Origin of the sequence: Methanolobus bombayensis (genome assembly GCF_017873415.1) — an archaeon.
Classification (GTDB): Archaea; Halobacteriota; Methanosarcinia; order Methanosarcinales; family Methanosarcinaceae; genus Methanolobus; species Methanolobus bombayensis.
Genome location: NZ_JAGGKD010000015.1, coordinates 20,769 through 42,802 on the forward strand (window position 1 = coordinate 20,769; position 22,034 = coordinate 42,802).

Below are 22,034 nucleotides of genomic sequence, written 5' to 3' on the forward strand. Positions count from 1 at the left end.
ACATACTTTCAGGTGGGTATTTCTATTTTTCGTGTTGCGTCAGGTAGTATCAATACCTGATGTGACCGTTTCTTAATCTTTTTATTCTTTTATCGTTTTAACCCGATTAATTGCGATTATATACGTTTCAATTTCAGTAACTGCACTTTTGTACAGTTACCTCTACACTAAATGCTATGTTTAAAGTTGGATTGATATTATATTTAGTGTGTATTTCATCAAAAGCTGTAATTATTTATAAATATTACTATTCAAAGGTATTTAAGAGCTTTTTTTGTTTTTTAATGAGAATAAATACATTGAAAATGGAAAATAAGCATTAATATGTATTTTTAATGAGAATATTCTCTGTGAAAACTAGGAATATATGAATAAATGGCTATGAAGTATTTTCAGAGAGAATATTCTCTAAGAAAAAATGAAAAAGTGATATTGAAAAAAAGATGTTAGATACCAGTGTTATTTATTCATCTTTTTTCTATGTATTGGATAAATTCCATTTCATCGTTCCACCAGTGTTCTACGCGCAGCCTCGCGCACGCTGCTACTCTTGTCGTTATTGGCAACTTCCTTTATGAATTGGAAAATTTCCGAATCATCATTCCAGTATTTCACGAGTGTTCTAATAGCAGTCTCGCGTATATTTTCATTTATATCATTCCTAGCATTTTCCTTTATGAATTGAAAAACTTCTGAATTATCATTCCAGTATCCTGCCAGTGTTCGAATTGCAGTCCCGCGCACGCTATTAATCTTGTCGCTCTTAGCAGCTTCCATTATAAATTGGAAAACTTCTGAATCGTCATTCCAGTATTTTGCCAGTGTTTCAATCACAGTGCTGCGAACATCATTATTCTTATCGCTCCTAGCAGCTTCCATTATGAATCGGAAAATCTCCGAATCATTATTCCAGTATTTTGCCAGTGTTTCAATCACAGTGCTACGCACACTACTACTCTTATCGCTTCCAGCATCTTCCTTTATGAATCGGAAAACTTCTGAATCATCATTCCAATATTTTGCCAGTGTTTCAATTGCAATCCTGCGTATATGAAAAAAAAGTTTATCGTTTCTGGCATCTTCCTTTATTAATTGGAAAACCCCCGAATCATTATTCCAATATTTTGCCAGTGTTTCAATTGAAAACCCGCGCACACGCCAATTTCTATCGCTCCTAGCAGCTTCCTTTATGAGTTCTAAAACTATCGAATCATCATTCCAGTATTCTGCCAGTGTTCTAATCGCAGTCTTACGCACACTACTACTCTTATCATTCTTGGCATCTTCCTTTATGAATTGGAAAACTCCCGAATTATCATTCCAGTATTTTGCCAGTGTTCGAATTGCAGCCCCACGCACACTACTACTCTTATCGGTATTGGCATCTCCCTTTATGAATAGAAAAACTCCCGAATCATCATTCCAATATTTTGCCAGTGTTCGAATTGCAGTCCCACGCACACTGTTACTCTTATCGTACCTAGCTTCTTCCTTTATGAATTGGAAAACTTCCAAATCATCATTCCAGTATTCTGCTATATTTTCAATTGCAGTCGTGCGTATCTGATTATAATTTTCATTGTTCCTAGCAGCTTCCATTATGAATTGGAAAACTTCCGAATTATCATTCCAGTATTCTGCTATTTTCTCAATTGCAGTCTTGCGCACACGCCAACTCTTATCATTCCTAGCAGCTTCCTTTATTAATTGAAAAACATCCGAATCATCATTCCAATATTCTGTCATTTTCTCAATTGCAGTCCTGCGCACACGCCAACTCTTATCGTCCCTAGCAGCATCCTTTATAAATTGAAAAACTTCCAAATCATCATTCCAGTATTCAGCCATAATTTCAATCGAAATCTGGCGTATGTAAACAAAATTTTCATTGTTCCTGGCAGCTTCCATTATGAATAAAAAAACTTCCGAATTATCAGTCCAGTATTCTGCCAGTGTTCTAATCGCATCCCTTCGCAAGCTACTACTCTTATCGTTCCTAGCAGCTTCCATTATGAGTGGGAAAACTTCCAAATCATCATTCCAGTGCTCTGCCAGCGTTCTAATTGAAGCCCTACGCACATTACTACTCATATCGTTCCTAACAGCATTTATTATGAGTTCAAAAACTTCTAAATCATCATTCCAGTGCTTTGCCAAAAAGTCAACTGCAGACTTACGTACTATTGCATGCTTATCATTCAATAAAATACATTTAATATTGGCACATATCGTTTTGTTTTTTAAAGTGTGTTTATGCAGTGTTAGAATGGCCAAATATTTCGATTTCCGCTGATCACGCAATTTGTTTTGTATTGATTCGCATACTTCTTTAGAATCATGACCAATATAGATTACAAACTCTGCCCACGTATTACTAAGAGAATAATCATTATAATTATCAAAAGACCTAGTTTTGTAAATCCAATCTACTAGCAAGTTACGGTTTGGCCAATTGGTACCTACAGTTTTTGTTGAAGGGACTATTTCTTCTCTCAGAAATATTTCAATATTTGAATCATGGCGAGCTATTTCAAACAATCCAAAAATTCTATAGAGCAAGTCTTCAGAGGATTTATCCACTGTTTCTAAAGCCCTTACTTCACTTAAACACTTGATAGCAAGAACTATATTCCAAGGTGAACGACTCCCATTATGTCTTGGATTATATACATTTATTAAATGTTCAATAAGCTCTCCTGCTATATTATCTTTTATTCCACATATGAGTCTTAAAACCTCATGCCATGTTTCTTTTTCCCAATTCTCAGAATAAAATTGTTTAAGACTATCAACGTTAAGTTTGTGATTATTGAATTTGTCAACAATCGCATCTGCACAAAAATATTCAAGAAACGTTCGATGAATAAAGCCAAAATAATCTGCGCCATAAAGACATAGTATAAAGTTTCTTTTTCTGAACTGTTCAATTATCGATTTAGCAACAATTTTTGCATCAGAATTACTTAGCTTAAGTCTATCACATATAAGATATTCTTCAATAATGTCAGTAAGTTGTTCTCTATGAATCAGGTTTCCTGCAAGTCCCTCCAGACTGGATTGCATTGAAAACGCAATCCTCCTAAGTAATTCAATTTTATCTTTTTTATCGATGCAAACTAAATTTATATTTTCGTTTTTTAAGTGCCTATTCACATCCCAATGCTCAATAAGTATTCCAGCTGCGTGGCTAAATAGTTCACTGCGCTCCCTTGGTAATTCCTGATGTTTCCCGATAATAGCAAGAATTGTCAATAACAAAGGATTTCCTGCTAACTGATGTATGGAATTTGATTCTTCAAGTGCCCTAAGAACTCGATTTTTCTTGATTTCGCTTGTTTCTCTATTCTCAAAAAAGGCAACTGAACACCACTTATCAAGAAACGCACTTATCTGTACATCATCAAAATCCTGAATTGTGAAGTGCTTAAAACCGGCATTTGATAATCGATTTTTATTATATCCTACTATTCTTGAGGTCACTATTACTCGAGTTTTTGGATAATCAAGAGTAAATCCTACAATCATATTGTTTACCCTTTCCCATTTATTAGGATCAAATATTTCATCAAGCCCATCAAAAATTACAATAGACCTATCTTCCTTGGATAAAATGGAATGAAGTCCTTTTTCGTTTAAAGAATAGCCCTGTGTTTTTCCAAGATGTTTAAAGTACTCAAGAAAAGTATCACATTTTTGTTCAGAATATAACCCGATAAAATCACGAAGTTCAATCAGTAAGGGAATATAGCCTTCAAATATATCTTTGAGTTTAGGATCTTCTTTGTGACCCAAAATCGATAGCAACATATATTTGGAAAGACTTGACTTTCCTGAACCAGGATCTCCTAGAATTACTATGTGTTTGTTCTTCTTATCTGTAACAACATCAAGAACCGGTAATGAAGGTTTAGAATAATATTCCCTGTTTGCTTTACCAAAATCGAAATCTTTCAACGCACATGAAAAGCATTCTTCATCAAAATCCCATTCCTCTTGAATTCTCCCTGCTATTTCCTTGGGCAGTTCAGTTGGTGGTAAATTTTCCCGGACTTTTTGTTCGATAAAAATGCTTTGAAGTTGTATTTTTACGTAATCATCCTTTGTAGATGGTGTAAGTGTGTCCATATCAAGAACGTTATATTTGCTATGCACAGCCGTAGCATATCTATTAATATCTAAATTTGAATAATCACGAAACTCCAGATCATCCCTTTTCCAGTTGTGGACGGCAGTAGCAACTTTACTTTCAAGACTCTCTATGGAACTGAAAGTATCACGCTGATGTTTTTCACTAAGCTCTTGTTTTAATGATGCAAGCTTTTTCATACTTTCTGGTTTATCTAAATCCATATTTTCGGGGGACCACGGTGTTTTTTTATCCACCAAAAAAATGAGACACTCTATTCCAGCATCTTGAGCTTTTCGATATTCGAGTTCTGTAATAGACCTATTTTCTCCAGGAGGGATGTATCCATACCTCCAAGCAAAAATACCTATATATAAATCACATGAAGCCACTGCTTCTAAACACTTATCAAGTGGTCTTTTGTCCTCTGCAGTGAAATGCTCCATTACAACATCTTCGTGTTTCATCCTCCTCAAAGTTTTGTTGACGCCTTTACGATAGTCTTCCAAGTCCTGATATGTTGAGGATACAAAAATTTTCGCCATTAACCCACACCACAATGTATGATTTAGTAGATTTTTTTGATAGTAATGCAAGAGCTTTAATCACTTATTTATTTTATCGATGATCATTTTCTTAATTTGGCAATCTTTATTTCAAGTGGATATCTTCATACCCTCGAAAATGGTGCACAAAAAAAAGTTTCTTTTTATCAGGTTTTAGATTACTTTTTGCGCTCTCGAAACGACCAAATTACTCTAGAAGAAGACTTGGCCAAATACTTTTTTGAAACCTATGCTAAGGGTGGTAGAATATTAATGAAAGTATCTTTTGCTTTTCCTATATGCGCTTGTTTTTGAAGAATAGTTTAGTGCAGTTCTCATGGGCTGTGCCAAGGATCACTTTTGATTTCCAGTGCATGATATAACTCCAAAGAAAAAATTCAGTTAGTACTGTTTGTTCTTGAATGCATCGGAAGCTTACACAGCCTTCTAGAACTTTGGTGGTTAGCTACCACGTGTTTGGGTTTTCTACCTCTACATCTCAGTATTTTAGTTATTGACTATTGTTCTTGCCTTACAGTCTCATTGACTCAATTGCTTTTTGGAATTTCTCCAGTTCACCCTTCATGGATTCTAATTCGTATTTTTCTGTTTTGAAATGCTCCTTTGCTGCCCTTTCGGTTTCGTATTTTCCCCTCAGTTCCTGGAACTCTGGGCTGCTTGCCACATCAACTTCCTTAGAAATTGTCAAGAAGGGAACATATCTGGCGTATATCTTTTTTAGCTTTTCCGGATCTCCTTCATAGTAATGAGATTTTGAACCTGAAAGCTTGTGTCCCATCATGTATTCTATCAAATCTCCATCCATTCCTTCATTCTTCAACTGTGTATTGAAAAATTTTCTCATATTGTGAGACCTTAATAAATTGTACATGCCAGCTTCTGTTGTAGTTCCCAAATCTTCATTTAGCCTCTTATATGCTTGGATAATATTGGCCTTCGTTAACCTGCGTTGATTTTCATCTCGTGTAAGAAGATATTCTTTATTGACCTTAGTCCTGAGAAACAAGTAGCTATCATTTGTAACTTTTCGCTTCTCGTATTCCATCTGGTTGCATTCTTCACTTCCTGCAGGTGGTCTGTTTCTCCATTCCAAATAACTTAGAATAGCATTGCTCGCCTCTGGCGAAATGAAAGTTATGAAGTCAGTTCCAACTTTCTGCCTTCTCATATCAAAGGTCGTTATTCCTGTTTCAGAATCATAGCCTTCTTTGAATTGTTCAACAGTCAAACTTGCAATTTCATTTGCTGCCATTCCAGAACTGATACCCGTTAGCAGTACCGCTTTGTCGCGAATACTTGCTATATTCAACGCTTTTTGGATAAGTTCCTTGTCTGGACGTTTCAGGTTTTCTTTCTGTGCCTTGTTTGTCCTGTTTGAATTACGTGGTTGTTTTGGTGTTTCAATGTAGAAGTAACTATAAAATGTCAAGATTTTACCAACATATAGAGAAACAGAACTTTGTGTCAATGGCTTACCTGTGCACGAACGTACTTGTTTTTGCAGATACTTCCTAAAACCCGGAATCTGTATAAATATTGCACGGTCTGTCATCAACTTACCACTTTTAATGTCAGTGTTAGCTTGTTCTATCATCTGACTTGGACTCATTCCCGTATAATTGCAGTAGTGTAGCAGAGCAGTCAAATATCCTTGCCATGTACTTGGTGAAGGATTTACCGAAGCGAATAATTTTTCAACTATTATGTCTTGTTTAAGTTCAGACAAATTCATTTTTATTCCTTACCTGCAGATTTACAAAAATCTACAATAAGGTTAATGTTCTTTTAAAAAGGCATAAGTTATCAAAGCCACTATGATCGCACCTGCAAAAATGGTTATTAGAGCTGTGTTATTTGGAAGATATGTATAGGCAATAATTGCCAGAAGTGTTCCCAGGGCCACAGCAACAGGTATAAGCAAAGAATTTTGCTTTAGTGTCTTTTCTTCTATTTCTAATTTATCCATTTTAATGTCTCTGGATGTTTTGCTATCTTTGGTAATATATATTTATTTATTTATATGTTCAGGCAGAGTATATATACCTTATCCATCTTTATTCTTTTGTTTGAAGAATTCATCTTTATTTATGGCTTAAAACACCTGAATAGTACAAATTTAAAACTATTTTTACTGGAAAAACATAAGTGTGCCTGCCGTAAGATATGCAAGAGCTGTATATCTCGCTGCCTTGCCTGTGAACACAAAAAAAGAAAAAATCCTGAAATCAAGCTTCAAAATTCCTCCGGTTGCAGTAATTGCATCACCAATTACCGGAACCCAGGTAAAAAGTAGCATAAATGAACCATATCTGGCAAACAATCTGTCTGTTTTTTTCAATTGTTCATCAGAAATAGAAAAAAACCTTTCAATAATATCCTTTCTCCCTTTAAGTCCTACATAATATGTAGTGCATGCTCCCATGTAATTTCCAATTGAAGCAACCATGATAACCGGAAGTACATTAAATCCTTCACTGATAAGCAACACCACATAAGCTTCAGATCCAAGTGGAAGGATTGTGGATGCAAGAAAACTTGCAATGAACAGTCCTGTAAGGGCATGTTCTTCTATTAATGTGGTTAAAAAATCGATTATTTCCAGCTCCTATTGTCTAACTTTATAATGGCTTCCTGCAAAAAAACTCACACGATATTTATATATTACTAGATGTATACTGATTAATGCAACATTTGCTCACTAACTGTAAAAATTAATGACATATAATCATAACTGTATTTCGCAGAATTGAAATTAGTCAATTGATCACAGTTTGTCTGCTCAGGGTTATTAAAAATGGACGAAAAAATCGGATATAATATACTGGTTGTTGATGACGATCCACTAAATGTCAGGCTTTTAGAAACATTTCTGTCCAAACAATATACTGTATATGGGGCGTATAGTGGAGAAGAAGCCCTTGATATTTTAGGATCCAGGGCCATTGACCTTGTGATGCTTGACATAATGATGCCCGGGATGGATGGATATGAGGTATGTAGGAGGATAAAAGCTGATGAATCCACAAATTTCATTCCTGTGATCATTATTACTGCTCTTTCTTCAAAAGATGACAGAATACGAGGCATTGATGCAGGTGCAGATGAATTCCTTGTAAAACCAATTGACAGGGTAGAGGTTCTGACACGTGTGCGTACTCTCCTGAAAAATAAACATCTCTATGATGAACTTAAATGTGAAAAAGACAGGGTCCAGACATATCTTGACATTGCAGGATGCATAATCGTTGCTTTGGAAAATGATGGTACGGTAAAAATTGCAAACAAAAAATGCTGTCAATTACTGGACTATAATGAACATGAACTAATAGGTAGAAACTGGATGGATCTTGTTATTCCTGATGATGAAAAGGATGATGTATTTCAGGTATTTGAAAGTATATGCAATGGTAACCTGGAAGACTCAAGAATAAACGAGAATTGTATCCTGACAAAGAATAAAGAAAAGAGAATAATACGCTGGAACAATTCCTATATCAGGGATTCTGAGGGTAATATAAAAACTATAATCAGTTCAGGTTCTGATGTTACTGAGGAACGTCTGGCGACCATGAAACTCCAGGCTTCTGAAAGTAAATTCAGGATCCTTTTTGAAAATGCCGCCGATGCTATCTTGATCTTTGATTTTGATTGTAATGTCATTGATGCTAATTCAGTAGCTTCAGATCTATTGGATTACTCTATGGATGAGCTTCTGGGATTGTCCAGAGATGATCTCGTAGCTCCGGAGTTTCATGGTGTGTGCAATGAAAGAGTTGCAGATATAATGGAAAACAAATCCAACAGGTTTGAGATCACTTATATGAAAAAGGATGGCAGTTATGTTCCTGTAGAGATGGGCGTAAGGGTCATAGAATATGATGGAAAACCTGCTCTTCTGAGTAATGTGAGGGACATAAGTGAAAGAAAACTTGCCGAGAAGGAACTCAGAGAAAGTGAGCATAAATTCCGTCTTCTGGCTGAAAATGCAAATGATGTTATATGGACCATGACTAAAGATGGTAAATTCACATACAACAGTCCTTCAGTTTTCAAACTCCGTGGTTATACTCCCGAAGAGGCCTCAAATCAAACTTTTGAAGAGATATTTCCTCCTGAACATATAGAAACCCTGAAAAATGCAATGAAGAGTTTCCATAATAAACTTGAGGAAGGAGAAGGAAACTACTCTGAAACTTTTGAGATCGAGCAGTATCACAAAGATGGTTCGAGAATATGGACCGAATCCATTGCAAATCCTGTTTTTGATGAGGATGGTAACTTCCAGTTCTTCCTTGGTGTTACACGTGATATTTCCGAACGCAAAAAAGCAGAGGAAGAGATCAAAAGGTATACAGAGGAACTGGCAATGATGAATGAGGAACTTGAATCCCTTGACAGGATGAAAGATGAATTCATATCCAACCTGAGCCATGAGCTTAAAACACCTCTGATATCCATAAAAGGTTATAGCGAACTGGTTTATGATGAGGTTCTGGGGCCGCTTAATTCTAAACAGAAAGGGGCAATGAAAACTGTTCTTGATAAATATGATCACTTGAGTTTCCTCATGGATTCGCTTATCTACATGAGTATAGTCAAGTCAGGAAAAGTAAAATACCGACTAGATCCCATCAGAATAGAGGATACTCTAACAAAAGTAGTGGATTATTTCTCTTTCAAATCTGAGGAGAAGGATCTTATCATTGTATTTGATTTCCAGGAGCAACTTCCTTTGATGAAAGGAGATGTTGAATATCTTCCATATCTTTTCAGGTCAATTATAGATAATGCTGTAAAGTTCAGTTCAAATGGTTCGGAAATACTGATACGTGCATTTGAAAACAAAGGAAATATACACGTAACGGTGACTGACTATGGAATTGGAATACCAGAACATGAAATTGATAATATATTCCAGCGTTTTTACCAGATAGACAGTTCCAAGTCCAGAAAATATGGTGGTAGCGGAATGGGTCTGTATGTGTGCAAAACCATAGCTGATATACACAATGGTGAGATATGGGTGGAAAGCAATGAGGGTTCAGGTACTACTGTTCATGTGACTTTTCCTGCTTTTTGCAGATCAAAGTAGTCTTAAGTCTTAATCTCCGGTAATTTAATCTCAATGACCGGGTTACAAAGCATTTTATATCCTGAGGTTTCTCTTTGTTCTGATGTATGCTGAAGATGTAGTTGCACGCCTGTGGGAATTGTATCCAGGCGGATATTTTCACATTAATAAAGATCCTTTCTATCTTTTGATATCTACCGTGCTGTCCCAGCGAACCAGGGATGAGGTGACAATCCCGACAACTCAGAAACTTTTCAGTGTATTTGGCACGGTTGAGGAAATGGCAGAAGCGGATGTGGAGAAGATTCAGGAACTTATCAGGAATGTGGGTTTCTACAGGGTAAAAGCCCAGCGTATCATTGATATTTCTCGCATTATTTTGCAGGATTATGATGGAGTTGTTCCTGACAGCATGGATGACCTTCTCAAACTTCCGGGAGTTGGAAGGAAGACTGCAAACTGCGTGCTTGGTTATGGATTTGAGCAGGATGTTATAGCAGTTGACACTCACGTACACAGGATATCCAATCGTATGGGTCTTGTAGAAACATCAGACCCGGATGAAACCGAAAAAGAGCTTGAAAAAGTTCTCTCAAAAGAGGACTGGAAGAATATAAACGGACTTATGGTACTGTTCGGTCAGAACGTATGCAGGCCGGTTGGTCCGAAGTGTGATGAGTGTATCATGGATGATATTTGCCCGAAGCTTATTTGAGTAATTTTTGACATTTTTGGTAAAACCCGAGTTTCAACAAACTATTTATTGATATATTCTATATAAAGCAGAAATCTCGCGTATCTGGCCATAACTCTAATATATAAAGTGCTGGTTTTGCACGAGAACTGATAAATTTCATAGTTGCAAATAGTATAATAACTAATGAACTGGTTATAACGCAACTACAACTACAGATGCGCTATTTATCCAGTATAAGTCTAATACAAATCGAGTGAGAATCATGTTATTAATCGGAGAAGCATTAATCGGCGAGGAACCAGAACTCGCACACGTTGACCTTATGATCGGAAACAAAGACGGTCCTGTGGGTCAGGCATTCGCAAATGGTTTAACACAGCTTTCAGCAGGCCATACACCTCTGCTTTCAGTTGTCCGTCCAAACCTTCCAACAAAACCTGCAACACTTATTGTACCTAAAGTAACTGTAAAGAACATGGGTCAGGCAGCTCAGATCTTTGGTCCTGCACAGGCAGCTGTTGCAAAGGCTGTTGCAGATGCTCTTGAAGAGGGAGCATTCGGTGACCTTGATGTTGAAGATCTTGTAGTTGTTGCAAGTGTTTTCATCCATCCTGAAGCAAAGGACTACAACAGGATCTACAGATACAACTACGGAGCTACAAAATTGGCAGTTAAGCGCGCAGTAGATGGCTTCCCTGACATTGACACAGTACTCAAGGAGAAGGACAGAATGGGACACGCGATCATGGGATTCAAGGTTGCAAGGCTCTGGAACCCACCATACCTTCAGGTTGCACTTGACAATCCAAACCTTCCTGTCATCCAGAACATTGTCAGCCAGATTCCAAAGAGCGATCACGTTATCCTTGAAGCTGGTACACCTCTCATCAAGCGCTATGGTGTTGACGTTATCACCAAGCTCAGAGAGATCCGTCCTGACGCATTCATAGTTGCTGACCTTAAGACCCTTGACACAGGAAACCTCGAGGCTCGTATGGTAGCAGATGCAACAGCAGATGCAATTGTTGTCTCAGCTCTTGCACCAGTAGCAACTCTTAACAAGGCAATTGAGGAAGCTCATAAGACCGGTATCTATGCTATCATGGACACACTCAACTGTGATGACCCAGTAGCAGTACTCAAGCAGCTCGACGTACTTCCGGATGTTGTTGAACTCCACCGTGGAATCGACATAGAGGAAACAGAGCACGCATGGGGTAACATCGACGAGATCAAGGCACTCTCACCAAAGATCCTGGTGGCAGTAGCTGGTGGTGTACGTATCAACACAATGCCACAGGCACTTAAGGCAGGCGCAGATGTCCTTGTAGTTGGAAGAGCAATCACCAACGCAAAGGATGTAAGGCAGGTCGCAGAGAAATTCATTGAAGGTCTTAACAACCCTGAGATCGATCAGTTCAGAGTTATGACTGACTTCTAAGCGTGTGGAATTTCCACACCTTTTTCTTCTTTTTTCCTATCTGTTTTTTTGATTTGCAGATATTCTAATATATGCAGAGAACATATTCTCAGTTATAATGCAGGTGTAATAATGCTTATTGAATACATTCACGCAGCTCTTGAGAATGCCAGGTATGAGATTATAGAGGATGATGAACCATATTATGGTGAAGTACCTGAACTCGAAGGTGTCTGGGCCACAGGCAGTACTCTTGAAGTATGCAGAAAAAATCTCGAAGAGGTCATTGATGAATGGATTGTCTTCAGACTAAGAAAAGGATTAGCTCTTCCACCAATAGGTAGTCACACCATAGAAGACTCAGGGGAAGTTGCAGTTGCCTAAGCTCGTTCCCGTTACACGAAGAACACTTGTAAAGCGATTAAAAGAATTCGGCTTTGAAGGTCCATTCTCCGGTGGGAAGCATTCATTCATGAGCAAGGGTGAACTTGTCCTGACAATCCCAAACCCTCATAAGGGTAGAATAAGTGTTGCATTGCTGCAAAGAATCCTCAAACAGGCTAAGATATCCAGAGAAGAATGGCTTGGTGAATGATTTAAGAACCAACGCAACGTTCCGTTGCATGTGGCACTGAACAAGAATCATGATATCAGGGTTCTGAATTATTTTTCAATGCTGTTGAATACCTGACCTTCCTTTTTTCACAGTTACCTTTATACTCTTTCTCACCTTAATACTGGTAAATTCGTATTGGAGAGATTTAATTTGAGTTCTACACTAATTGTCCTGAACCTCAAAACATACCTTGAGGGTACAGGTGAAGGCGCCGTAAAGGTTGCACAGGCATGTAAAGAAGTTGCAGATGAATGCGGAATTGAAATTGGTGTTGCACCACAGTTCTGTGACATTTACCGTGTTGCATCACAGGTTGACCTGCCGGTCTATGCACAGAGTCTTGACCCGGTTGGAGCAGGCAGCTTTACAGGACACGCATTCGTCCAGTCGATCAAGGACGCAGGCGCAGTTGGAACCCTTATCAACCACTCCGAATGCCGTCTCACACTCGCAAACATCGATGCGTCTATCACAACTGCAAAGGATGCAGGTCTTAAGACAATAGTCTGTACAAACAACGTTGCAACATCAGCCGCTGCAGCAGCACTCGGACCTGACTACGTTGCAGTCGAGCCACCTGAGCTAATCGGTTCCGGCATCCCTGTATCAAAAGCAGACCCCGAGGTCGTCACAGGTTCAGTTGAAGCAGTAAAGAGGATCAACCCTGCAGTACAGGTACTCTGCGGCGCAGGTATCTCAAAAGGCGAAGATCTTGCAGCAGCTCTGGAACTTGGTTCAGTTGGCGTTCTGCTGGCATCGGGAATTGTGAAGGCTGCTGATCCTAAGGCAGCACTTGAAGACCTTGTTAGCAAGGTCTAATTATTCTTTAGTTCCAGTATCATTGCTTCTACATATCTACTTTTCATTCTATTTTTTGGATAACTATGTATGGCTTTTTGTTTTGAACATAGTGCCATAGTAAATAGAAAGTAATTATTCCTCAGGGTCCAAATTACTATGCTTAATTATGATGCATACTACTAATAGTTTGAAGATTGGGCCATAATACTTATTAATTTTATATTCGTTGCACTATTCCCACACTGTAACTATGTGTGTGAGGAGTTCAAAGGAATAGTTATGATGATTGACTTTGAAAAGCTATCAGTAGTTTTTGTCTTGGCAATTTTGTGTACATTATCATTAGGTTGTGATGAAAAAGTTAACACTGATGATATTTTATCGAAAGTACATATGAGGGCAGATTCCCTTGAAGATTATTCCTATACAGTGCATGTTAATTCATATTTGAATGGCAGCAATACGGAAAAATATGAATATAGTATCATTTGGAAAAAACCTATGTTTATGAAAGGCACTTTTCAAACATCAAACATTGACTCAGGGATTGAAATGATCTCCAATCGAAGCATGCAGTTAATTTATAATCCCGAGTCTAACATTGTTTTTAAAAAATCGCTATACAATACTTCATATGATGATAAATTATTTGAGCCAAATCTTTATTCTGTGTTTTTAAATGAAACACTTAATGGAATGTCAGCTTCTCTTGCTGGTTCTGATATTATAGATGGAAGTGATGCTTATGTACTGCTGCTAAATCCACCGATCAATGGTACTGAAACTATAGGGGAGAAATCAAAGATATGGGTTGATAAAAACAACTGGATGGTTATAAGGTATGAAATTTTTGATAAAAATGAAGATCTCTTATTTGTAGTTCGTATTAAAAACATAAAAATAAATTCTACTATCCCTGAAAATCACTTTGATTTTGAGATGCCAAAAGAATCAACTGTAGTTGTGGTGGGTGAAGGGCAGTTAAGTACTGAATTGGAAAAGATGCAATTGGAAGACTCAAGAAAAAGGGTTACTTTTGAAATACTTACTCCCGATTATGTGCCAAAAGGATACAAACTCAACTATACAACTGTTTCCTCCAGTATGGATACTCAATACTTATCATTTATATATGGTAGTTTTTCAAGTCCTTATGAAAGAGTAACTCTTGTTTATACTAATGGGAATAATGGAATGCATGTCAGGGAAACTCTATCTGAAAGAAAAACATCTAATATTGATTGTTTTGAAAAAGATGTAAGTTGTATTGATGTTAACGGAATTGAAGGTAAGATGTATCCTGTTTATGGAGGAAATATGAAAAACCTTGAATGGCAATCAGGAAATATTACAATTAGCATTATCTCTTCCCTTAATGAATCAGAGAGTAAATCAATTGCAGAATCTTTTTCATAATTGGTGAGTATAAAATAGGCTCTATGGGATTTAAATCAATAGAGCCTTTTATCGTACTCTTGTTGGAATATATGTTTTATTTCATCGAACACTACACCCAATTCCCTTCAGTTGCCTCTCCACTTCCTGATGCACCTTCTCAGCCTCAACATCACCCATTATCATAACACGGAAAGTAACACTCAGCCGCTTTGTTCCCTCAACACCCTCATACCTGTCAATTATCTCAATTGAAACGATGTCATCATTGCAGGAAACAAGTTCCATGATTACATCAGCATCGGAATTCTCAGGAATCAGCACCGATATATCTCTTAACTGATGTTCAAGGTTTTCGAGTTTCCACTCATGCAGTTCCTCTTCATCTAACAGACGGATGTTCTCTATTTTGAGAGGCACCATTCTGCTGCCACATTGAAGAACAACAGTCCTTGGTGTCACCTTTTCAATGATTCCTGTGTGAACTATCCCTGAATAGATGTGCCTGACACCGATCTCCTGTCCGATTGAGTCCAGCAGCCTGTCGAATTCAGCGATCTTTGAGTTTATGAGTTTGTCAGATCTGCGAAGTGCAGATGCAGTGTCACCGAAATGCACTGCTGCATTCTTCATTTTATTAGTGAAAGCTTCTACGTCATTTTTTCTGACAATGGATGACATCTCGCTGCATTGCTGCATGAATGCATCATGCACCTTGAGAACTTCCGGGTTCTCCATCTGGATGTATGCGTATAGGTAGGGATTCTGTCCGATTATCCTGCCAACGAAATCAAGCATGATGTCGTAGACAGGGCTCATGAATCTCCTTGATTCATTCACGCTGAAATCGAGGGCATCAAAGGTTGTGCCTATGGTGATGTATGCGAAGTGTGTCAGTCCCTGCACAACGGAAACGAACCTGTCATGCTCTGCGGGAGTGATTATCTCAATGTGTGCTCCGTTGTCCTCAAAAAGTGAGCGCATAATTGGGAACCATTTCTCACATCGTCCGTTGATTGGTGTTAAAATGAAGATCTGGCCATGCAGACTTGGAATGGATGGTCCGAACATAGGGTGAGTACCGAGTATCTCCACATCTTGGGGGGCGTACTTCTTCATGGCTTCAGTTGGTCCGACCTTCAGGGATGTGAAATCCATAAGCAGGCTTCCACTCTTCATCTTGGGTGCAGTTTCACTGATAACCTTCTCGGTTATATTGATGGGTACTGTTACGATAACAATGTCGCTGGTGCTTATTGCAGCATCAAGGTCACTGGCAAACTCAACTTCCATTCGCTCAGCAACTTCAACTTTCCCACTGCTGCCCCAGACAACAACTTCATAACCGTGGTTCTTAAAAAAAGGGGTGAACCACTGTCCCATTTCACCGGTACCGCCTATGATAAGGACTTTCAAACTCAAAAGCCCTCCAATACCGCTTTCTTCATAACTTCAATTGGTGGCTCAACGCCAGTCCAGATCTTAAATGCCTCTGCACCCTGGTAGACAAGCATCATCTCACCTGTAATGGCTTTAGCTCCAGCTTCTTTTGCTTCCTTCAGCAATTTTGTTTCCAGGGGGTTGTAAACAATATCAAAAACAGTAAGGTCTTTGTGCATATCTCTGGAAGTGGCTATTGTGCCTTCTGTATTTGGTTTCATGCCCAGTGTCGTACAATTCACAAGGATGTCACAATCGTCTATCAGGTCTTTAATATTGTCAATTCCGCATCCTGTGGCAAGGCCGACACATGAAACCTCCATTGAGAGATCACGAGCCTTTTGTTCTGTTCTGTTTGCAATGGTTATGTTTGCTCCATCTCTTGCAAACTGAAATGCGATAGCTCTTGCAGCGCCTCCAGCTCCCACTATCAGAACACTAGAACCTTTAATCTTTACATCATGTTCTTCAATAGCTCTTTTGGCACCGATACCATCGGTATTGTGGCCGGTCATTCCATTTTTGAAATCAACAGTATTAATTGCACCAATGCTCTCTGCCAGCGGGTCAGCATCAACTATCTTCAATGCTTCCTGTTTCAGTGGAACTGTAAGATTCACTCCGCCAAAACCCATGGCTTTAGCTCCAAGAAGTGCATCCTTCAGATTCCCAGGGCTGACCCTGAAAGCATGGTATGTGCATTCCATTCCAAGTTCCCTGAAAGCTGCATTATGCATATCGGGTGATTTTGAATGTGCTATTGGGTCACCGAATACGCCAAAAACTGTGTTCAAAAGAGAATCTCCAGAGCTGATTTAAGTTCGTGTATCTTGATCTGTCCCGGTGCAACAGCTTGTGCTATTGCTCCGTATGTGAGTTTTGAACCGTAGCAGGGAGCAACAATACGGCTGTGTTTTCCCACATCTCCCATTGCAATGGTGCATACAGGCTTCTCCATATCGGCAGTTGCCTGAAGTACGTCCAGTACATCCTGCTTTGATTTTGCCATGACCGCAAGTTTTGCAATATCACCGCCTGCTTCATGTGCACTATTGAGCATCTTCTTCATTATTTCCACAGAAGGTGTCCCATCAAAATCATGGGTGGAAACAATTACTGTTAATCCTGCTGCTTTTGCCGCTGCGATGACTTTGTTGCGCTGGTCTTCATCGGCGCTAAGCTCGATATCAATTGCTTCCACAAAGGGTATAATGTCAACTAATAATTTGATTCTGTCATCTTCCGAACCTTCCCATTTGCCACCGTCAGATTGTAATCTGTTGGTTGCAATACATGGGAGATTTGTGTTCACTTTTATCCTGTCAATTGTCTTCTTAGCTTCCTCAAGGTCTGAAAAATTGAGAAGATCAAGCCTCAGCTCAAGGACATTTGCACCCAGCCAGTTTGCAGCTTTTGCATTCTCTGCCGGGTCGTCATCTATAACCGAAACAATAGCGGGCTTTTCGTCCAGGTCAAAATTTCCTATCTTTACCACTGAATCGCTCCTGACTCATTGTGCTTATTTCTCAATAATTGTCTCTTCGATCTTCATTCCGAAGTGGCGACCGATGTCTTCAGAGTGGACAAGTATCTCGTCCCCAACCTTAAGGTCAGTTACTGCGATTGGTTCTTTGTCTTTTGTTACCAGTTTGATGGTTTCTGCATTCTGCAGGATATTCTTGATGATCTTGCCATTTAGATCTGCTTCAACAAGCATGAGCGGTCTTCTCTCTATCTTGACCCGACCTACAACACCTGTTCTCTGCTTTCCGTCACCGTCTACTATAGTAACTTCATCACCTGCTTTAAGCTCTGAAAGATAGCGTGTTTTCTCTCCAACCTTGATGTAAGCGTGAACAGCACCTGCATTAACCCTGAACGGTCTTGATGCCACATATGGACTTTCTTCTGATTCCGAATGTACAAGGAACATTCCATTTGCCTGCGAACCCACAAGCATTCCTTCACCTCTGACCATGAGGTTGCATGTGTCAACACAAACCCTGTCGCCCATACCTATGGACTCTACTCTTGTGACAACGGCAGTCTGGATCGGGAGATTCTTGATTCCAGCAGTTTCAGCGATTTCTGCAGTCTTTTTGATCTGACTAAGATCTTTAGTGTCAAGCATTACACCATCTGTTCCATGTTCCATGGTTTCAAATGCAAGTTTTGCCTGTTCTGAAGTTTGGACACCTGAGAGAAGCATTACGTTCTTTTTTTGCAGTCCTGCGATGAGATTTTCCAGTGGAATAACCTGCCAGTCAGTGCCTATGGTTATAAGATAATCGCAGATGCTTCCCATTTCTGCTGCAAAGTTCTCATAATCCTTATTGCGAATGATAACGTATCCTGCAACTTTGAGTCCCTCTTCTTTCAGGCGAAGGGCTGTTGTAATATCGAGTGAACCACTGTAGTCTGGTGGTAATGGCTTTGTTCCGTCTCCTTCTCCACCTTTTCCTACTACAACTATCTCTGCACCTTCAACAGGTCCGGATGCAAAGGCTGCCACTTTCACATTTCCAAGCTCTTTCACTTTCTCAACATCAGCAGCATCTACCATTATGGCATCCACGCCGGATTCCATTCCTGTGGTAATTACAGCCTTGCGTTCATCCCAGTTGCCTTCATCGGCTTTGATCCAGATTATCTTTTTATTCATAATGAGCACGTCCGCAAGCACAAAAAATGATTCAACGTTATTTCAGCATTTCCAGTGCTTCTTCGACTGACTTTTTGTAATGCACTATCTCTGTGATTGCTTTTGTAATTTTTGTAGGGTTCTCGTGCTGGAAGACGTTTCTTCCGATAGCCACGCCCCTTGAACCACCTTCCATGGCACCTTCTATCATCTGAAGGAATTCTTCATCTGTATTTGTTTTTGGTCCGCCTGCAATTACTATTGGAATCGGGCATCCTTCCACCACATCTTTGAATGTATCCGGGTTTCCGGTGTAGAGTGTTTTAACAACATCTGCTCCAAGTTCAGCACCGACCCTGGCAACATGAGCTATATGCTCAGGATCATGTGGGTTGCTAATGTTCTTTCCACGTGGGTACATCATTGCAAGAAGTGGCATTCCCCAGTAGTTGCATTCCTCTGCCACACTTCCAAGTTTCTGGAGCTGATCTGCTTCTGTTTCAGAACCAACATTCACATGGATAGAAACTGCATCTGCCCCCATTTTCATTACTTCTTCAACAGAGCATACCTGAACCTTATTATTGGGGTCAGGTCCAAGGGCGGTGGACGCGCTCATGTGGACAATAAGTCCCACATCATGCCCATATCCTCTGTGTCCGTGGTTAACAATTCCTTTCTGCATGAGGACTGCATCTGCCCCACCTTCTGCAACTTTGTTTATAGTGTCTGCCACGTCAATAAGACCTTTTATAGGTCCATCTGATATTCCGTGGTCCATTGGTATGATCACTATGTTTCTGCTGTCTCTATGCATTATTCTTTCAATACGGATTTTTTTACCAATTTCTGTCATCTGCTTTCGCCTTCTGTAAGTTCAACTGGATATACATTAATGTATTATATCGTACATTAATGTATTGTGTATTTTGTGCTAGTATGTGACATAGTAGCACGGTTTGGTATATAAAAGTTTTTGTACTACTGCCTGGCATGAATTAAAAAATTTCATATATCTTTCAGGAATTCGCCAATGCTTATTCCTTCAGAAGTTATATCGTAGCTTATAAGATGCTTCTCATGGTCACTACCATGCATTTTCAGAATTGACATTGTTTTTCTGATCTCTTTTCCAATGTCAATATGTCTGAGAAGGATCAATACATCAACAAGCGATGACACGGGTATCTCTGACTGTAGTATGTTGCTTCCTGCCGCCATATTACCGCTTATGAACATTGATGTGACGTTCATATTCTTGAAAAGTCTTATCAGATTGGCAATATGCTCTCTTTTAGCAATCTGGTTGTCAAGTACATAATCAAAGCCTGCTATGTCATCCAGAAGGACTCTTTTTGCTCCCATTTCCTTAATGAGGTTCCGAAGTTCTATTGTGTGCTTACAGGAATTTATCTCAGAAGGTGGTGTATAGATCATTTTTACTAATTGTTTCTTTTCCAGTTCTTCAAGTTCCAGCCCTAAACTTGCTGCATAGCGTCTAAGTTCAGACGGGCTATCCTCAAAAGTGCTGATTATCCCTGGCTCCCCGTTTCGTGCACCTTCAACAATAAAACTGAGTCCGAACAGTGTTTTACCGGTACCTGTATTCCCGGCAATCAATGTTGCTGACAGTTCAAAAAGGCCGCCTCTGCTTAACTCCTCAAATTTAGGTATACCTGCATCTATCCTGTTAATTTCCTTAGTTTCGTCAATAACAGGTGCAGTTATTCTCGGATAAATGGCGATTCCGTCTCCAGATATGGTAAATGTATGCTCTCCATCAAGATAATTCGGTCTGTTCATCTTTATTATCTTGATCACACGTTTGCTTCCTCTTCTCTGTATCTCCTGTGATACATAAACAATACCGTCTGCAACATCACTGATAACTGATCTGCAGACCTCTGTTTCTGACATTGTTCCTGTGAGGTAAACAATAGCATTCCATTCAACAATGGCTGAGTTAAGTGAGTAAATGAATCTTCTTCTTTCAGCTTCCGGAAAACCAAATCCAATAGGTGTGATCGGATCAATGAGTATTCTGTCAGGGTTCACAGAGGATACAATATTTCCAAGTTCCACAAGCATTGTAAGCGGATCTCTTTCCACAGAGCTTACACTGAATGTGTGTATATTGAGTTCTTCGTTGTAAAAAGAATATTCTGAGAGTGATTCTCTTATGGAATTCTCTGATTGGGTGGTGATACAGATATAAAGTACTCTCTCACCTTTAGTTGCTGCTTCACATAAACTTTGCACTCCGAGTATGGTCCTTCCGCTGCCCGGATTGCCTGCTATAAGTATTGTTGAAGGAGCAGCGATTCCTCCTCCCAGTATTTCATCGAAACCTTCGATTCCTGTGAATTTTGTTTCCAATTTTGTACCTCATAAGGCATTGCTATGGCAATAAATGAGATTTTTATGCAAAGGATTTATATTAAATTTCCTCTCCCTTACTTAATTTACTTTTAATTTTACTTAACATTATTCATAGGCATAAATATCAAAAAACAATCAATGTTTGTTGTGTTTATATTTTATTCAATCGGTTTGTGCTGTGAAACTATCTTATATGGTTAATTACTATAATGGCAATATTAATACTGGCATTAGCAGTAATTCTATGCATATTATCAATTATACAACACAAATAATTCAGGGAAATCAATCATGAGAGAGTTAAAGATCCTTGTTATCAACAATTACGGGCAATTCTGTCACTTGATCCACCGTTCAGTCAGGGATCTGGACATGGATACGAAGATAGTTCCCAACACAACTCCGGTTGAGGAAATACTTGAAGAGGAACCTGACGGCCTGATACTCAGTGGTGGTCCCGCTATGGAGCGTGCCGGAATGTGCTCTGAATATGTGGAAAGTATTGACCTGCCTATCCTGGGTATCTGTCTGGGGCACCAGGTGATCGCAAAGACATTCGGCGGTGAGGTTGGTTCCGGAAACTCAGGTGGTTATGCAGATATAGTAGTTGAGGTCGTGGAGGAAGATGATCTCCTGAAAGGACTTGGTCCCAAAACCTCAGTGTGGGCTTCACATGCAGATGAAGTTGTCAGAATGCCGGAAGAATTCATCCAGCTTGCAAGATCGGATATCTGTGAGTGTGAGGCAATGAGGCACAAAGAAAGACCTCTCTTCGGAGTCCAGTGGCACCCTGAAGTTGCTCACACAGAAAAAGGAGAACGGTTATTAATGAATTTCTTTGGGGTATGTGAGACTTACTAAGTCTCGCATTTTTTATGTGAG

At 39.2% G+C, this 22,034-nt stretch carries 18 protein-coding genes; 8 read left to right on the top strand and 10 right to left on the bottom strand.

Translation table 11 applies throughout. The features are described from left to right. Nucleotides 1-501: 501 nt before the first annotated feature. From J2746_RS12540 to J2746_RS12555, 4 genes are all read right to left on the bottom strand, one after another. Nucleotides 502-4,671: a HEAT repeat domain-containing protein gene (locus J2746_RS12540; RefSeq protein ID WP_209621573.1), complete on the bottom strand. Its 4,170-nt coding sequence runs from the start codon at nucleotides 4,669-4,671 to the stop codon at nucleotides 502-504. A gap of 532 nt (nucleotides 4,672-5,203) precedes the next feature. Continuing rightward, a complete protein-coding gene (locus J2746_RS12545) occupies nucleotides 5,204-6,424 on the bottom strand; it encodes a tyrosine-type recombinase/integrase (RefSeq protein WP_209621576.1) in 1,221 nt (406 codons plus the stop codon). 42 nt (nucleotides 6,425-6,466) lie between these two features. Then, nucleotides 6,467-6,658 carry a hypothetical protein gene (locus J2746_RS12550; RefSeq protein WP_209621580.1) on the bottom strand — a complete coding sequence of 64 codons (192 nt, stop codon included), beginning with the start codon at nucleotides 6,656-6,658 and terminating at the stop codon, nucleotides 6,467-6,469. Between the two features lie 162 nt (nucleotides 6,659-6,820). Further along, nucleotides 6,821-7,177 carry a YqaA family protein gene (locus J2746_RS12555; RefSeq protein WP_245250153.1) on the bottom strand — a complete coding sequence of 119 codons (357 nt, stop codon included), beginning with the start codon at nucleotides 7,175-7,177 and terminating at the stop codon, nucleotides 6,821-6,823. A gap of 309 nt (nucleotides 7,178-7,486) precedes the next feature. On the opposite strand from J2746_RS12555, the gene J2746_RS12560 reads away from it, so the two are divergent. The 7 genes from J2746_RS12560 (at nucleotide 7,487) to J2746_RS12590 (ending at nucleotide 14,713) form a co-directional block, all read left to right on the top strand. Continuing rightward, nucleotides 7,487-9,784, top strand: coding sequence for a PAS domain S-box protein (locus tag J2746_RS12560; protein WP_209621583.1), 2,298 nt, complete (start codon nucleotides 7,487-7,489; stop codon nucleotides 9,782-9,784). A gap of 82 nt (nucleotides 9,785-9,866) precedes the next feature. Further along, nucleotides 9,867-10,478 carry an endonuclease III domain-containing protein gene (locus J2746_RS12565; protein WP_209621585.1) on the top strand — a complete coding sequence of 204 codons (612 nt, stop codon included), beginning with the start codon at nucleotides 9,867-9,869 and terminating at the stop codon, nucleotides 10,476-10,478. 244 nt (nucleotides 10,479-10,722) lie between these two features. Next, nucleotides 10,723-11,901: a bifunctional 5,6,7,8-tetrahydromethanopterin hydro-lyase/3-hexulose-6-phosphate synthase gene (locus J2746_RS12570; RefSeq protein WP_209621589.1), complete on the top strand. Its 1,179-nt coding sequence runs from the start codon at nucleotides 10,723-10,725 to the stop codon at nucleotides 11,899-11,901. A gap of 111 nt (nucleotides 11,902-12,012) precedes the next feature. Further along, nucleotides 12,013-12,264, top strand: coding sequence for a type II toxin-antitoxin system HicB family antitoxin (locus J2746_RS12575; protein WP_209621591.1), 252 nt, complete (start codon nucleotides 12,013-12,015; stop codon nucleotides 12,262-12,264). Next, nucleotides 12,257-12,475: a type II toxin-antitoxin system HicA family toxin gene (locus J2746_RS12580; RefSeq protein WP_209621594.1), complete on the top strand. Its 219-nt coding sequence runs from the start codon at nucleotides 12,257-12,259 to the stop codon at nucleotides 12,473-12,475. Before J2746_RS12575 ends, J2746_RS12580 begins: the two co-directional genes overlap by 8 nt. Before the next feature lie 171 nt (nucleotides 12,476-12,646). After that, entirely contained in the window at nucleotides 12,647-13,315 is a 669-nt protein-coding gene (tpiA, locus tag J2746_RS12585) for a triose-phosphate isomerase (protein WP_209621597.1), read from the top strand. A gap of 261 nt (nucleotides 13,316-13,576) precedes the next feature. Beyond that, nucleotides 13,577-14,713, top strand: coding sequence for an outer membrane lipoprotein-sorting protein (locus J2746_RS12590; RefSeq protein ID WP_209621601.1), 1,137 nt, complete (start codon nucleotides 13,577-13,579; stop codon nucleotides 14,711-14,713). Nucleotides 14,714-14,794: 81 nt separating this feature from the next. On the opposite strand, the gene J2746_RS12595 is transcribed toward J2746_RS12590, so the two are convergent. The 6 genes from J2746_RS12595 to J2746_RS12620 all read right to left on the bottom strand — a co-directional run bounded on the left by J2746_RS12595 (nucleotide 14,795) and on the right by J2746_RS12620 (nucleotide 21,149). Further along, nucleotides 14,795-16,108 (bottom strand): prephenate dehydrogenase, encoded by a 1,314-nt coding sequence (locus tag J2746_RS12595; RefSeq protein WP_209621654.1) that lies wholly within the window; start codon nucleotides 16,106-16,108, stop codon nucleotides 14,795-14,797. Nucleotides 16,109-16,110: 2 nt separating this feature from the next. Further along, the gene (aroE, locus tag J2746_RS12600; protein ID WP_209621604.1) at nucleotides 16,111-16,926 is read right to left on the bottom strand and encodes a shikimate dehydrogenase; all 816 of its coding nucleotides are present in this window, start codon (nucleotides 16,924-16,926) and stop codon (nucleotides 16,111-16,113) included. After that, on the bottom strand, nucleotides 16,923-17,627 hold the full coding sequence (gene aroD / locus J2746_RS12605; RefSeq protein ID WP_209621607.1) for a type I 3-dehydroquinate dehydratase: 705 nt from the start codon (nucleotides 17,625-17,627) through the stop codon (nucleotides 16,923-16,925). The genes aroE and aroD overlap by 4 nt, the downstream gene beginning before the upstream one ends. 24 nt (nucleotides 17,628-17,651) lie before the next feature. After that, nucleotides 17,652-18,794 (bottom strand): 3-dehydroquinate synthase II, encoded by a 1,143-nt coding sequence (locus tag J2746_RS12610; protein WP_209621610.1) that lies wholly within the window; start codon nucleotides 18,792-18,794, stop codon nucleotides 17,652-17,654. A gap of 37 nt (nucleotides 18,795-18,831) precedes the next feature. Next, entirely contained in the window at nucleotides 18,832-19,629 is a 798-nt protein-coding gene (locus J2746_RS12615; RefSeq protein ID WP_209621613.1) for a 2-amino-3,7-dideoxy-D-threo-hept-6-ulosonate synthase, read from the bottom strand. A 152-nt stretch (nucleotides 19,630-19,781) separates the two neighbouring features. Then, a complete protein-coding gene (locus tag J2746_RS12620; RefSeq protein ID WP_209621616.1) occupies nucleotides 19,782-21,149 on the bottom strand; it encodes a DUF7125 family protein in 1,368 nt (455 codons plus the stop codon). 294 nt (nucleotides 21,150-21,443) lie between these two features. Between J2746_RS12620 and J2746_RS12625 the strand changes: the two genes are divergently transcribed. Further along, nucleotides 21,444-22,013: a GMP synthase subunit A gene (locus J2746_RS12625; protein ID WP_209621619.1), complete on the top strand. Its 570-nt coding sequence runs from the start codon at nucleotides 21,444-21,446 to the stop codon at nucleotides 22,011-22,013. Nucleotides 22,014-22,034: the final 21 nt, after the last annotated feature.